Annotated in this window: 13 protein-coding genes and 2 other annotated features; of the genes, 4 read left to right on the top strand and 9 right to left on the bottom strand. The window is 54.2% G+C overall.

Annotated features, from left to right (window positions below; genetic code table 11):
* The first annotated feature begins 216 nt into the window (after positions 1–216).
* Entirely contained in the window at positions 217–1,584 is a 1,368-nt protein-coding gene (locus NMQ00_RS01740; RefSeq protein WP_255177220.1) for an IS1182 family transposase, read from the top strand.
* A gap of 121 nt (positions 1,585–1,705) precedes the next feature.
* Here the strand turns inward: NMQ00_RS01740 and NMQ00_RS01735 are convergent, their stop codons facing one another.
* The gene (locus NMQ00_RS01735) at positions 1,706–2,641 is read right to left on the bottom strand and encodes an ATP-grasp domain-containing protein (protein ID WP_255177666.1); all 936 of its coding nucleotides are present in this window, start codon (positions 2,639–2,641) and stop codon (positions 1,706–1,708) included.
* Between the two features lie 154 nt (positions 2,642–2,795).
* On the opposite strand from NMQ00_RS01735, the gene NMQ00_RS01730 reads away from it, so the two are divergent.
* Positions 2,796–4,292 carry a potassium/proton antiporter gene (locus NMQ00_RS01730; RefSeq protein WP_255178656.1) on the top strand — a complete coding sequence of 499 codons (1,497 nt, stop codon included), beginning with the start codon at positions 2,796–2,798 and terminating at the stop codon, positions 4,290–4,292.
* Positions 4,293–4,405: 113 nt separating this feature from the next.
* The gene (locus tag NMQ00_RS01725) at positions 4,406–4,849 is read left to right on the top strand and encodes an Hsp20/alpha crystallin family protein (protein ID WP_255177665.1); all 444 of its coding nucleotides are present in this window, start codon (positions 4,406–4,408) and stop codon (positions 4,847–4,849) included.
* A gap of 26 nt (positions 4,850–4,875) precedes the next feature.
* Here the strand turns inward: NMQ00_RS01725 and trpA are convergent, their stop codons facing one another.
* The 5 genes from trpA to trpD are packed head-to-tail and all read right to left on the bottom strand — an operon-like array spanning position 4,876 to position 9,110.
* Positions 4,876–5,652, bottom strand: a complete 777-nt coding sequence (gene trpA, locus NMQ00_RS01720; RefSeq protein ID WP_255177664.1) for a tryptophan synthase subunit alpha — start codon at positions 5,650–5,652, stop codon at positions 4,876–4,878.
* The gene (gene trpB / locus NMQ00_RS01715) at positions 5,652–6,833 is read right to left on the bottom strand and encodes a tryptophan synthase subunit beta (RefSeq protein WP_255177663.1); all 1,182 of its coding nucleotides are present in this window, start codon (positions 6,831–6,833) and stop codon (positions 5,652–5,654) included. The genes trpA and trpB overlap by 1 nt, the downstream gene beginning before the upstream one ends.
* Positions 6,815–7,387, bottom strand: coding sequence for a phosphoribosylanthranilate isomerase (locus NMQ00_RS01710; protein WP_255177662.1), 573 nt, complete (start codon positions 7,385–7,387; stop codon positions 6,815–6,817). Before NMQ00_RS01710 ends, trpB begins: the two co-directional genes overlap by 19 nt.
* Positions 7,363–8,124 (bottom strand): indole-3-glycerol phosphate synthase TrpC, encoded by a 762-nt coding sequence (gene trpC, locus NMQ00_RS01705; RefSeq protein ID WP_255177661.1) that lies wholly within the window; start codon positions 8,122–8,124, stop codon positions 7,363–7,365. Before trpC ends, NMQ00_RS01710 begins: the two co-directional genes overlap by 25 nt.
* Complete coding sequence (gene trpD / locus NMQ00_RS01700) at positions 8,121–9,110, bottom strand: anthranilate phosphoribosyltransferase (RefSeq protein ID WP_255177660.1); 990 nt, start codon at positions 9,108–9,110, stop codon at positions 8,121–8,123. The genes trpC and trpD overlap by 4 nt, the downstream gene beginning before the upstream one ends.
* A 56-nt stretch (positions 9,111–9,166) precedes the next feature.
* Positions 9,167–9,391, bottom strand: a binding site (T-box leader).
* 50 nt (positions 9,392–9,441) lie between these two features.
* Positions 9,442–9,671: a binding site (T-box leader), on the bottom strand.
* A gap of 195 nt (positions 9,672–9,866) precedes the next feature.
* Here trpD and NMQ00_RS01695 point away from each other — a divergent pair.
* Positions 9,867–11,228, top strand: a complete 1,362-nt coding sequence (locus tag NMQ00_RS01695) for an amino acid permease (RefSeq protein WP_255177659.1) — start codon at positions 9,867–9,869, stop codon at positions 11,226–11,228.
* Between the two features lie 96 nt (positions 11,229–11,324).
* Here NMQ00_RS01695 and NMQ00_RS01690 read toward each other — a convergent pair whose 3' ends face one another.
* The 3 genes from NMQ00_RS01690 to NMQ00_RS01680 form a co-directional block, all read right to left on the bottom strand.
* The gene (locus NMQ00_RS01690) at positions 11,325–12,878 is read right to left on the bottom strand and encodes a murein hydrolase activator EnvC family protein (RefSeq protein ID WP_255177658.1); all 1,554 of its coding nucleotides are present in this window, start codon (positions 12,876–12,878) and stop codon (positions 11,325–11,327) included.
* A 460-nt stretch (positions 12,879–13,338) separates the two neighbouring features.
* Complete coding sequence (locus tag NMQ00_RS01685; RefSeq protein ID WP_255177657.1) at positions 13,339–13,704, bottom strand: DUF423 domain-containing protein; 366 nt, start codon at positions 13,702–13,704, stop codon at positions 13,339–13,341.
* A 14-nt stretch (positions 13,705–13,718) separates the two neighbouring features.
* Positions 13,719–14,324 carry a trimeric intracellular cation channel family protein gene (locus tag NMQ00_RS01680; protein ID WP_255177656.1) on the bottom strand — a complete coding sequence of 202 codons (606 nt, stop codon included), beginning with the start codon at positions 14,322–14,324 and terminating at the stop codon, positions 13,719–13,721.
* Between the last annotated feature and the right edge of the window lie 18 nt (positions 14,325–14,342).

Raw genomic sequence — 14,342 nt, 5'->3', positions numbered from 1 at the left:
AGTCTTTTTTTATTTGCCCGACCGGGCACAGCTCGCTTTTCTGGGGGCAAGCAGGGAGCCGCATCGCGACTTTGTCGCTGCTGGGTCTCCCTTTGCTTGCTAATCCCCTGGAAGTCTCGCCGTGCCCGCAGTCGGCCCACGCATCAATCCCTCTTTTCGTACCGTCGTCGCTTTTTTATAATGAGAGATATAGAAACAGTTATGGAGGCGAATCGGATGATCAGGAAATCAACAGAATCGGAAACCAATCGGACACAACTGGAGATGGTCACGCTCGACGAGCTTGTGCCAGCGGACCATCTGGTCCGAAAAATCGAGGCGGTGATCGACTTTGAGTTCATCTATCCGCTCGTGGAGGACTTATATTCTGAGGATCGTGGCCGGCCAAGCGTCGACCCTGTCGTCCTGATCAAGATGGCCTTTCTTCAGTACCTGTTCGGTATCCGATCCATGCGACAGACAATTCGTGAGATCGAGACGAACGTCGCATACCGTTGGTTTCTCGGGTTCGGATTCACGGACAAGGTGCCACATTTCTCGACGTTCGGGAAGAACTATGTGCGTCGGTTCCAGTACACGAGCTTGTTCGACGACATCTTCTATCATATCCTTGAACAGGCTGCGGACGCAGGGTTCATCGATCGCGCCGTCCTATTCGTCGACTCGACACACGTCAAAGCGAACGCAAACAAGCGGAAGCTCGTCAAGAAGACCGTCCGGCAAGAGGTGAAGCACTATCAGGAACAACTCGATGCCGAGGTCGAGCGAGACCGCGAAGAAAGTGGAAAGAAGCCCTTAGGGCCAAAAAAGAATCAGGCGGAGGAGACGAAGGAAATCAAGGTCAGCACGACAGACCCTGAGAGTGGATATTACGTAAAAGGTGAGCGTGAGAAGCAGTTCGCTTACTCGGTCCATGCGGCGAGCGACGCCCATGGGTTCGTGCTCGGTGCTATCGTCACACCGGGTAACGTGCACGATAGTGTAGCGTTCCCCAATCTGCTCGACAAGGTCTCCGACCGCCTGATTCAACCGTTCGCCGTCGCCGCCGACTCCGCCTATAAAAATCCGGCCATTGCCAAGCTGCTGATTGACCGTGGGATCCTGCCGGTCTTCCCATACACCCGCCCGAAGGGTAAGAAGGGCGCCTTCAAGACCAAGGATTTCATCTACGACGAGCACCATGACGTCTACATCTGCCCAAACAACGAGTTATTAACGTACAGCACGACGATGCGCGAGGGGAAACGCAAGTACGTCTCGAATCCCGCGGTTTGTGTGAACTGCCCGCTGCTCGAGCAGTGCACGAAGAGCCAGAAGCACCAGCGGATAATCGAGCGACACCTCTGGCAACCCTATATGGACGAGGTCGAAGACCTCCGCCACACGGAATTGAACCGCAACATCTATGACCGTCGTAAACAGACGGTCGAGCGCGTGTTCGCGGACGCAAAAGAGAAGCATGGCATGCGTTGGACCCGTTATCGGGGACTTGAAAAAGTTTCAATGCAGGCGATGCTTACTTTTGCTGCCCTCAATCTCAAGAAGATGGCGGGCTGGGCATGGAAGAACGCCCAGCCCGCCTGAAAAGGGGATCGGGCAGAGCGCCTAAAGGCCCGAAAACGACAAAATCACGTTTCAGTTCGCCTGAAACGTGACTTTGTCTACAATCTGAGGGTCAGGCAAAAGCCTGACCCTTTCTTCGCGTTTATTTCGACGTGACCGTCAAGGCGTCACCGAGGAACGTCGCCAGTTCGAGCATGCCGTACTGCCCTGCTTTCGCTTCGGCGTCCGAGTTGTAGTTCGTGTTCGTGTTGACGTCATACGCGTAGACGTTCCCGTCCGCGTCTTCGATGATCTCAATTCCAGCAACAGCAATTTGATTGTTCTTTAGAAACGCCTCTAGCTGCTTGATAATCGGGTCATTGAATCCTTCGACGATTTCAAACTTCGCCGGTGGCGTCTCGCCGACCGGGCAAAACTGGTCTTCAATCGAGCAAGCGTCGGCGGGGCAGAGTTCGAAGCCGTCTGATGTATCGACGCGCACCGCGTAAACGAACTTGCCGCCGATGAACTCACAGCGGGTGATGAACGGTTTCGGCGCCTCGATATACTGCTGGATGAGTGTGATCCCGTCGATCGACTCCTCGAACGTCGGGCCGTTCACGTATGCTTCCAATGCATCGATGGAATGAAACAGTTGCACCCCGAGTCCTTTGCCAGCCCGGTTGTGTTTCGTGATGAACGGCGTCATCCCGAGCGTCTCGGCCGCCTCGATTATTTGGGCTTTCCCGACGGCCGCAATCGTCTTCGGCACTCGAATCCCTTCTTGACGGAGCGCCGTATATTGATTGACTTTGCTCACTTCGAGCCGAATCGCGCGCGTGCCGTTGAAGACGGTCCGCCCGTTCGCCTCGAGCCAAGCGAGCACCCCTTCCGTCAACTCCGGCGCGTACCGGTGCCCCCGCGTATGCGACGAAGCGCTCATCCGATTATAGAAGACGCCTTCTGGCGGTTCGGCCGTGATATCAATGATGCCTTGGTCGAGATGCCACAGTTCATAAGGAAGTGACAATTCCTCGAGTCGTCGGACGAGATGGTTCGTCCATTCATTGTTTTCATGGAGCACGTGAATTTTAGCCATGTGAATCCCCCTTTTGATTTCCCCTACTTTACCACATCTATATCTGATTATTCCAATGTGCATAATTAACGATGCGTTGATTCTTAATTCATAACCATTTCATGGTATAATGAACTTAATAATACATGTAAATATCAACGTGAAAAAGGAAGTGATGTGTTTGACCGCACCGATTTTGAGTACTGATATTTTGATTCTATTATTCGGTCTGCTCCTTGTCGCCGGCGTATTGGCCACACGCGTATCGACTCGTTTTGGTCTGCCCGCCTTGATCCTGTTTATGGGCATCGGTATGCTGATGGGCAGCGATATCACCGGTCTGATTTTCTTCGACGATACCGATCTCGCTCAAATGATTGGGGTCGCCGCACTCGTCGTCATTTTGTTCGAAGGTGGCTTACAGACGAAATGGTCGTCGATCCGGAGCGTCCTCGCCCCGTCCGCTTCACTCGCCACAATTGGTGTCTTGTTGACGACCGGGCTCATCGCAGTGGCCGTTCGTTTCGTATTTGGCTTCGACTGGGTGGAATCTTTCCTATTTGGCGCCATCATCGGCTCGACCGATGCGGCCGCCGTCTTCGCCGCCTTTAAAGGGAAGAATATCTCACCGAAAGTTGGTTCGACACTCGAAGCCGAGTCCGGCACGAATGACCCGATGGCGATGTTCTTGACGATTCTCGCCCTCGACTTTATGTTAAAGCCTGACACGACGATTTGGGACGGTCTTTGGATGTTCATCCTCCAACTCCTCGTCGGGGCGTTCGTCGGTTATATGCTCGGGAACTTGTCCCGACTCATGCTCAACCACTTGCGACTCGAGTCGAGCGGCTTGCATGCTGTCTTGATGATCTCGATGGCCTTTATGACGTATGGTGTCGCCGCCTACTTTGCCGGCAGCGGACTGCTCGCCGTCTATCTTGCCGCGATGATTGTCGGGAATGCGCATACGGCCCATGAAGTGACCATCGTTCAATTTTCCGAGGCGCTCGCCTGGATTATGCAAATCATCATGTTCGTCATTCTCGGATTGCTCGTCTTCCCGAGACAGTTGCTCGACCCTGAGCTCATCTGGAAAGGCTTGCTCATTTCGTTCATCTTGATGTTCATCGCCCGCCCGATCGCCGTCTATTTATCGACGATCAACATGGCGTTCACACACAAAGAGAAGCTGTTCATCTCGTGGGCCGGACTGAAAGGCGCCGTGCCAATCGTCCTCGCCACATTCCCGCTCATCGCGGGCATCGACAACAGCCAACTCATCTTCAATGCCGTCTTCTTCGTCGTCGTGACAAGCGCCTTGATTCAAGGAACGACACTGACACCGCTCGCGGCGAAACTCGACTTGCTTGGACCGGATAAGATCCGTTCGCCGTATACGATCGCGCTCGTCTCGAGCAAACAATCGCAACATCAGCTCGTCCCTTACGTGGCGACCGAAGAGTCATCAATGATTGGCAAGACGCTCGCCGATATCACCTTGCCGCCGAACACGGTCGTGAATGCGATTGTCCGCCAAGACTACCTCATCCCACCGACGGGCCAGACGAAAATCGAGCCAGGTGACTTGTTATACGTCCTCGCCTCGACATATCGCCACGACCAACTCGACCGAAAATTCGGGGAGGACGGGTTGGAGCGCGTCGAATTGTGACTCTCGTTTTTTCATCGAACTGTCACGATTTCCGAGTTTAATCCTTTAAAAAAACGGACAGATTAGAAGTGACAACACTTCTAGCCTGTCCGTTTGTATAAGGAGGGATTCTTATGTTCGATTTGACGCCATTCCGAAAGAATGAACTCGATCGATTGCGCAAAGACTTGTTCGGCGATGTCTTCGATCGGATGAATCAACTGTTCGACCCAAAAGACGGGGCGACGTCGTTCCTCGACTCGTTCAAGCTCGACGTCCGGGACCAAGACGGCCAATACGTCATCGAGGCGGAGATGCCCGGCATCAAAAAAGACAACATCCACATCCGCTACGATAAAGACTACCTTGTCCTCTCGGTCGACCAACGTGAAGAGAAGGAAGAAGACAAGGACTACGTCTATCGGGAACGCCGCGTCACATCGATGCAACGTTCACTCTATCTGCCGAACGTGAAAGAAGATGCCATCAAAGCAAAACTCTCAGACGGCGTACTCCACTTGACCGTACCGAAAGCCGATGACGGTTCGAGCACCCGCACGATCGAAATCGAAGAATAAATAAGGGTCGTGCCTCGGCACGATCCTTATTTTTTTACGCCGACCGTCCGCGCCGATGCAATCAACGTGGCCACGTCCTGAACACGTCCCGCATGGAGCGCCTCAACGATGAAACTCCCGACGACGACCCCGTCACAGGCCGACCCGAGTGTCCGAACCTGATCGGTGCGATGGACACCGAAACCAGCAAGCACCGGTACCGGCGACCGTTCCGTCAATGACCGCAAGTGATCCAGTAACTCATCAGGGAACACGTCCGTCTTCCCGGTCGTCCCTTTGAGCGTCACCGCATAGACGAATCCTTCCGCCTGGCTCAAAATCGTATCGATTCGCGTCTGACTGCTCGTCAACGTGACGAGCGGTACGACCGCGACTCCGTGACGATCGATGCCGGCGAACAAATCGAGGCTCTCTTCAAACGGCAAATCGGGAATGATGACGCCGCTGACCCCAGACGCTGCCGCTCGCTCGAAGAAGCGCTCAACCCCGAACCGGAACACCGGATTCAAGTACGTCATCAGGACGATTGGCACCGAAAAACGACCCGTTCCTTCTATTAAACGGTCCAACACGTCCGTCAACGTCACACCGTGTTCGAGGGCGCGCATTCCGGCCGCCTCGATGATGGGACCGTCTGCGACCGGATCAGAGAACGGGATACCGAGCTCGATTGCCGTCGCCCCCATCGCTTCTAGCCGTTCAATCGTCGGAATCAAGTGATCGAGTCCGCCGTCCCCGGCCATGATGTAAGGGACGAACGCCGTCCCTTCACTCCGCTGTCGAATCGCTTCATCTAATCTCATCATTGGGTCACCCTTTCTCGAATCGTATGAACATCCTTATCCCCGCGGCCAGATAGACAGATGACGAGCACTTCGTCCGCGTCCATTGTTTGGGCGAGCGTTTCCGCATAGGCGAGCGCGTGCGATGACTCAAGCGCCGGAATGATGCCTTCTTGGCGACTAAGTGTCATGCAGGCCGCGAGTGCGTCCTCGTCCGTGACCGCCGCGTAGCGGACCCGTTCGATATCTTTTAAGAAGCTGTGCTCTGGTCCGACGCCTGGATAATCGAGCCCGGCCGAAATCGAGTGCGCTTCCTGGATTTGTCCGGCCGCGTCTTGCAAAACATACATGAGCGAACCGTGGAGCACCCCGACCTCGCCTTTCGTGAGCGTCGCCGCATGCTTGTCCGTATCAACACCGCCTCCTGCCGCCTCGACACCGTATAAGGCGACCGTTTCGTCATTCAAGAACGGGTAGAACATGCCCATTGCATTGCTACCGCCACCGACACAGGCGACGACCGCGTCAGGCAGACGACCTGTCTTCTCGAGCACTTGGCGGCGCGTCTCTGTCCCGATGACGCTTTGGAAATCGCGTACCATCGTCGGGAACGGGTGCGGTCCGAGCACCGATCCCATCACGTAATGCGTGTCATCGACGTGTTTCACCCAGTAACGGAGCGCCTCGTTGACGGCATCTTTCAATGTCCGGCTCCCCGACTTGACGGGAACGACGGTCGCACCGAGCAGTTCCATCCGAAACACGTTCAATTCTTGACGCTCGACGTCGACCTCACCCATGAAAATGGTGCACTCGAGATTGAGGAGTGCGCACACCGTCGCCGTGGCAACACCGTGCTGTCCAGCCCCTGTTTCGGCGACAACTTTTCGTTTGCCCATTCGTTTGGCGAGAAGCGCCTGGCCAATCGTATTGTTGATTTTGTGGGCACCGGTATGATTCAAGTCTTCTCGTTTCAAATAGACGTTCGTTCCGAGGCGGCGGCTCATGTTCTCCGCATAATAGAGCGGCGTCTCACGACCGACATACTCGCTGAGAAGATCATTGAACCGTTCTTGGAACTCAAGGTCTTGTTTCGCTTCCTCGTAAGCCACTTCGAGCTCTTCGACCGCTTGCATGAGCGTCTCAGGGATATATTTCCCACCGTATGGGCCAAACTTTCCGTTCACTGGTTGTGTATACATGGTGTTTCCTCCTTGGCGCGTCGGATGAACGCGCGAATTTTATCATGATCCTTCTGTTTATTTGTTTCCACACCGCTCGAGACGTCGACGCCGTCCGGTCGCATGGCGCGAATCGCCGCGCCGACATTGTCGACGGTCAATCCACCGGCGAGCCAGAACGTTCGCTCCGGCCGCTCAAGCGTTCCCCAATCGAGCGTCTGACCACTGCCCGGTGTCGGGGCGTCGAGTAAGATAACATCAGCCTCTGACAGGCGATCCGCTTCGATGAGCGGAAGCCCGAACTGACGGAACGCTTCAAGCGGGCGCGTCCGACGGTGCAATTGAATGTCGGTCAAGCCGCAAGCGACGGCAGCTTCGACTTCTTTGACTGTCGGGTCGAGAAACACGCCGACGACCCGAACCCCGTCAGGAATCAACTGTCGCAATCGTTGCGCCGTTTCGATATCGACCTGTCGCGGACTGTCCGCAAACACGAACCCGATGGCATCCGCTCCCGCCTCTACCGCTGTGACGACACTGGCCTCAGTCGTCAGTCCACATATTTTAACGAACATGATGTCAACTCCTCGATCAAGGCTGTCGGGTCGTCCTGTCGCATGAGCGCCTCCCCGACGAGAATCGCTCGAGCCCCGGCTGTCTGTAGCCGACGGGCCGCCGCTCCTGTGCTGACACCGCTCTCGCTGACGAACGCGACGTCGGGATATTTCGTCATCAAGTCGACCGATGTATCGAGCGAGACCTCGAACGTCTTCAAGTTACGATTATTGATGCCGATCAAGACGTCTCCGAGTTCGAGTGCCGTCTTGAGCTCGTCCTCGTCGTGCACTTCGACAAGGACGTCGAGACCGATTGATTGGGCATACGTCTTCAAGGCGTGTAGCCGGCTCGGATGAAGCGCCGCGACGATCAACAGTGCCGCACTCGCCCCGGCCGCCTTGGCCCGGTCGAGTTGTCGTTCGTCGATGATGAAATCTTTACAAAGGACCGGGATATCGACGGCGGCCGCGACGGCGCGCAAGTCGTCGAACGAGCCTTGAAAATACGTCGCGTCCGTCAATACGGAAATCATTGTCGCTCCTGCCCGCTCATACGTCCGGGCCCGGCTCGCGACGTCCACTTCGCCGCGAATCAACCCTTTGGATGGGGAGGCCCGTTTAATCTCGGCGATGACATGAAACCCTTCCTCCATTAAACGTGGTAATGAGATGGGTGCTGTTCTTGTCACCTCGATCTCTTCTAGTTGATTGACCTCTTCGATTTTCGTGCCGATGATTTTCGTCAAGTAGCTCATGCTCCAACCTCCGTTCGTTGTAATTGTTTGAGCACGCGGATGGCGTTTCCTTCATCGATGCTCGCTGCAGCTAAGGCGACCCCGTCGCGAAGCCTCTGGACGCTTCCGTACGTACAAAGGGCGAGCGCGGCGTTCAATAAGACGACATCCCGTGCCGGTCCCTTCTCTCCGTTCAAGACGGCTAGGAGCGTCGCAGCGTTCTCAGCTGGTGTCCCGCCTTGGAGAGCCGAAAGTGGCGCTCGCATCAATCCGACATCGCGCGGGTCGACGGTGTAGCGGGCCACTTTGTCGCCATTGAAGAACAAGACATCGTTTCTGCCGGCGAGACTCGCTTCATCGAGGCCCCCTGCCCCATGGACGACCATGCCGCGCTCGACGCCGAGATGGCGCATCGCCGTCGCCATCTTCTCGATGAGCGATGGATGGTACACGCCAATCAATTGGCGTTTCGGTTTGAGCGGGTTCGTCAACGGACCGATTTGATTGAAGATGGTCGCCGTCGCCAGTCGTTTCCGGACCGGCATGACATGTTTCATGACCGGATGGATATGTTGGGCAAACAAGAAGCTCAAGTTCGTCCGCTCGAGGTCGGCGAGCATCGCCTCATGACTTTGGACGATGGGGATATTCAATGACTCGAGGACGTCGGCACTGCCGGATCGGCTCGACACGCTGCGATTCCCATGTTTGGCGACCGGGATGTTGAGCCCCGCCAAGACGAACGCGACCGTCGAGCTGATGTTGAACGTGTTCGCCCCGTCCCCGCCCGTGCCACAGACGTCGAGCACAGGAAGCGACGTCTCGGGGAACGTTGCCGCCTCACGGATGTAATCAGCGAGTCCAGCCATCTCCTCGGCCGTCTCACCACGCGCTTTCATGGCGAGTAACACCTCGGCGATTTGCGCTTCGTCAGCTTGGAACAGCTCGGCCGCCGCCAGTTTCATTTCGTTCGTCGTCAATGGGTTCGTCAATAGTCGTGTTAACATGTCCGTTCCTCCTCAAGCATTTTGGGTATAAAAAAACTCCATACGACGTCTGTCGTATGGAGGACGGTTTGGACCGCGGTGCCACCTCTCGTTGGATCGATCGATCCCACTTTCCGATGCTATCACATCGTATCCCGATAACGGAGGAAGCCGTCATGACCTACTTGATTCAGCCATGCTCTCATGAGCCCATTCACGTAAATGTCTCGGCCAGGATCCCACCACCCCCGGCTCTCTTGACGAGACTTGTCCACGCTACTCTTCTCAATCACTGATTTACTATGCATTGAAACGAAAAAGGGTTACCCGCCCTTCTCATAGCTTACGCTATGAGAAGGACGAGTAACCCCGTGGTGCCACCTTCGTTGGTTCCGTAGAACCCACTTCACGGACAATCATCCGCTTTCCCATGGTAACGGTGGGTGACCCGCTAAAGCCTACTAAAAGTTTCGGTTTAGAGCTCGGAAGTCCATTCGCGACGTCCCGCATACTGATTCACACCAACCATCAGCTCTCTGTCATACGGGGACCATCGTTACTTCTCTTCGTCGACGCCTTTATTCGTTTCAGTTAAGTTAACTCGTACTATACAGGGCGGGAAACCTCCTGTCAAACAAAAGCGTGCAAAAAAACTTTGCTTCTATAGGTGCGGTCAAATCGATACCGTCTTTTACGATTTCGCGAGTTGACACCCGATTTTTTTGTCTGCTATAGTCGTCCCCAACAACACTTCACTCAACTAAAGGAGAATTAACTTTGGAAACTAGCAAATTAAAACGTGAACTGTCCACGCGACAGTTGACGATGATTTCGCTCGGTAGTGCCATCGGGACGGGCCTCTTCCTCGGAAGCGGGCTCGCCATTCAAACGGCAGGACCGAGCGTGCTCGTCAGTTACGCCATCGGGGCGTTCATCGTCCTCTTACTGATGGGCTGTCTCGCCGAAATGACGGTCGCCCATCCGACCTCTGGCTCGTTCGGCACGATCGCCGAACGGTATGTCCATCCGCTCGCCGGTTTTTTGGTCCGCTACTCGTACTGGGTCGCTAACGTCCTCGCCATCGGCGTCGAAGTGAGCGCGATCGCCATCTATATGCGGTACTGGTTCCCTGATGTGAACGGATTCGTCTGGGTCGCCCTCTTCGGCGGTTTGCTTATTTATGTGAACGCCCGGCACGTCCATACGTTCGGGACGACCGAATACTGGTTATCGTTTATCAAAGTGACTGCCATCATTCTCTTTATCGTCCTCGGGGCCGCCTCGCTGTTCGGTCAACCCGGTTCACCAATCGAATCGATCACGACCGGTGACGAAGGTTTCTTCGCCTTCGGGTTTTATGGGATGTGGGTGACGATTTTCATCTCCCTCTTCAGTTTCCTCGGGACCGAGCTCGTCGCCGTCACGGCCGGCGAAGCGAAAGACCCGGACCGCGCCGTACCGAAAGCGTTGCGTGCGACCGTATTCCGGTTGACGTTCTTTTATCTCGTCACAATCGCCATCATGCTTATGCTCATCCCATGGCAGGAAGCGGGCATCGATCAAAGCCCCTTCGTTCTCGTCATGCAACAATTCGACGTGCCTGGCGCAGCCGGCATTTTAAACTTTGTCATCTTGATCGCCGCCTTGTCGGCGATGAACGCCCAACTCTACGCATCGACGCGGATGATGTATTCCCTCGCCGAAGCCGGCGATGCTCCGCGTATCTTTAAAAAGGTCAGCGGTAGCGGGATTCCAATGTCCGCATTGCTCGTCTCGACAGGCGGAATCATTCTCGCGGCGCTGCTTCAAGTGTTCATGGAAACATCGTATCCGTTCCTCATGGGGATTTCGATGTTCGGAGCCATCTTCACATGGTTCATGGTGTTCGTCTCGCATTTGTTCTTCCGCAAAAAATGGACAGGGCGCAAATTGCCGGTCCGCATGATCGGTTATCCGTTCCTACCGTTACTCGGTGCCTTGCTGTTGCTCAGTCTGATGATCACGACATGGTTCACCGATTTCAACATTTTGCTCAAGTTCGGGATTCCATGGTTGGTCGGATTGACCATCATCTATCTCGTCCGCGAGCGCTTCCGTAAAGCAAACGCTCAATCGGACGACATCGAACAAGCCAACTGAAACAAGCGCCTATCCGATACGGATAGGCGCTTGTTGTTCGCTCTTCAGGCACATTGAAACGAGCACCTGTCACGATTGACGGGTGCTCGTGGAAAATCAGAAGAACTGACGTGGGTTGACCGTGCTGCCCGCGCTCGATGACGAGTACGAGTAGCTGCCTTTGTGGATCTCGAAGTGAAGGTGCGGGCCTGAAGAGTTACCCGTGTTCCCGAGTCCACCGATGTTCGACCCTTGCGTCACACGTTGGCCGGCACTGACCGAGACCGAGTTTAAGTGGGCATAGACCGTTGTCCATACTTGTCCGTTGATGACGTGGGCGATCATGACGTGATTCCCGTAAGCGCCACCCCAGCCGGCACGGATGACCGTTCCGGTTGCCGAGGCACGGATTGGCGTCCCGACAGGTCCGGCGATGTCGACACCGTTATGGAACGTGTAGCCGAATTGACCGCTTGCCGGTCCAAAACCTTGCGTATAACGTCCTGCCGCCGGTTGAATGAACATCGCGCCCGATGGTGCTGGCGTCGAAGTTGTCGGTGCCGTCGGTGCCGGTTTAGGCGCTGGTGCTGGCGCTGGTTTAGGTGCCGGTGCTGGTTTAGGTGCTGGTGCAGCCGGTTTTGGAGCTGGTGTATTATTTTGAGCCGTCTGGTTTGAAGACGCAGATGACTGGGTATTATTGTTATTGTTCTGCTGTTTCTGAGCTGCTGCTCGTTCTGCCTCGGCTTTAGCCGCTGCCGCACGTTCTGCTTCTGCTTGACGGGCCGCTGCTGCCGCTTGGGCCGCTTCCGCTTGACGAGCTTCTTCAGCCTTACGTGCTGCTTCTTGACGAGCCGCCTCTTCAGCGCGACGACGTGCTTCTTCTTCCTCGCGACGCTGGGCTTCAATCTCAGCCGCAATCGCTTCTTCTTGGGCGATTAACGTCGCTTCGATTTCTTGAAGGTCGAAGATTTGCGATTCGAATTCGATATTCTTATCCTCGAGCTCTTTGATGCGAGCTTCGCGCTCTTTCATCTTCTTCTCGAGTTGAGCTTGGCGCACTTCAAGCGCCTTTTGTTGCGTTAAGAGCGAGGCCCGCTCTTCTTTCAGTGACGCTTGCGCTTCTTGTAACGATTGACGCGTCGCTTCGTAGTCTTCGAACAACTCTTGGTCGCTCCGTTGAATCGTTCCGGCCGTGATCATGCGCGTGATCAAATCCGAGAAGTTTTTCGATCCGAAGATGAATTCAGCCCAGTTGATCGAGCCGCCGCCGTTCGTTTGCATCGCGGCCATGCGCTCTTTCATCATTTCTTCTTGAGCCTTCATCTTTTTCTCGTAACCTTTAATATCTTTCTCGAGGTCTTCAATCTTCAACTCGGTGCGCTTGATTTCTTGGCGTTTTGCCGCGACATCGTTAATGATGTCTTGAAGCTGGGCGTCCATCTTGTTGACTTCAGTTTGAACTTTCGAGATTTCATTTTTGTTTTGCTTGATTTTCGAAGACGTGTTCGATTGGTTTTGTTTGACGTTATTTCGTTTCTCTTGCACTTTTTTCTGCTGTTCTTGTTTCTCCTTGATTGACGTCGAGGCATCAGCCACCGAGTGCGTCCCAAGAAGAAGCGCGCTAAGCGTAAGTGTCGAGACGGTGCGTTTCCAATTGATCAATGGGGACATCCTTTCTATATGACGGGGTCGGGGTTCACGTTCTATTTAAGGTCAGTCGTTTTGCTATGTAACAAAAACGATTAATTTTTTAGTTTCAACACGACTAATTATATCGAAGTGTCGAATGTTTTCCTGTTAAAGTTATATTTCACTTTTATTACGACTGATGAAGCCGAAACCTTATGTAGCTCCTCACCCCTTTATATTTCAACATTTTTTCACTTTTCTTTTCTCGAAACACTTTTGTAACAATAGTTGAAAATAGGAAATCATTGACCTTATATTTAAATAACATCATCCAGTCGTTTTTCTAAGTCTAACCATTCCCAAAAAACGTAAAAAGGGCCCGGCTGGTCTCTCGCTCAAAGCGAAGAGGCCAACTGGGCCAATTGTTCGTTGTCGTGTGAAGACGAGGGGTCTCACACTTAGAATGTTACACGATGACTGTTAATCACACGTTAACGTTTGATTACAGTTTGAGCGCGCCGATGATGACGAACATCCAAGCTGCGATAAACAAGACGCCACCAATCGGCGTGACCGCCCCGAGCTTCGTGATTCCGGTCAACGCCATGACGTATAGGCTGCCTGAGAAAAAGAGAATTCCGGCAAACATGAGCCAGCCTGCCGTGTTGAACTGGCTGATGCTCACTTTCATCAAAATGCTCGCTAAGGCGATAATCCCGATGGCGTGAATCATATGATAGAGCACGCCCGTCTGCCAGTTGGCAAGCATGTTCGGTGTCAGACGTTCTTTCAAGGCATGGGCCCCGAAAGCGCCTAGGGCGACGCCAAGCGCCATTAAGGCAGCGCCAATGATAAGCAATAGTTTCATACAAGTTTTCCCCCTTATCGCACTTTCCGTGCAGGTAAATTCCACTTTCGATAGTAGGATATCACTCGAAGCGCCGCAACGACAATGAGTAACGTGTAGACGGGAAGTCCACCTTCCAGCCGGAAATAATACGTGACGACCGCGATGATGATCGCCCACATCGCATACACTTCCGACTGGAGGACAAGCGGTTTCCGACCGGCCAATAAATCACGGACGACCCCACCGCCGACACCTGTCAGCACCGCCGCAGCGATGGCCGCCGATAACGGTAAATCCAGCTTGATGGCGACTTGTGCGCCTTGAAACGCAAAAGCGACGAGCCCGATGGCGTCCACGATGACGCCCCAGCGCTCCCAATGAGGCAAGACGACGTTCGGCAGCAGGAAGATGAGCAACGCGACAAGAAAACAAAGGATGAAGAGGTCGTTTTGTTGCCAAATCAAGCTGACGGGGTTTCCGAGCAAGACGTTTCGGATGGCCCCGCCACCGAAAGCTGTCGTGAAAGCGAGCAACCACACCCCAAAAATATCATATTTCTCGTCCATCGCGATGATGGCACCGCTCGCCGCGAACGCAATCGTTCCGACGACGTTGAGTAATTCCCACTCCATAAACATCCCTTGCCCTTTCTTCAA

Origin of the sequence: Exiguobacterium aurantiacum, assembly GCF_024362205.1 — a bacterium.
Lineage (GTDB): Bacteria > Bacillota > Bacilli > Exiguobacteriales > Exiguobacteriaceae > Exiguobacterium > Exiguobacterium aurantiacum_B.
Note: the sequence above shows the minus strand (reverse complement) of the source record. Positions and strands in the feature narration are given on the sequence as shown.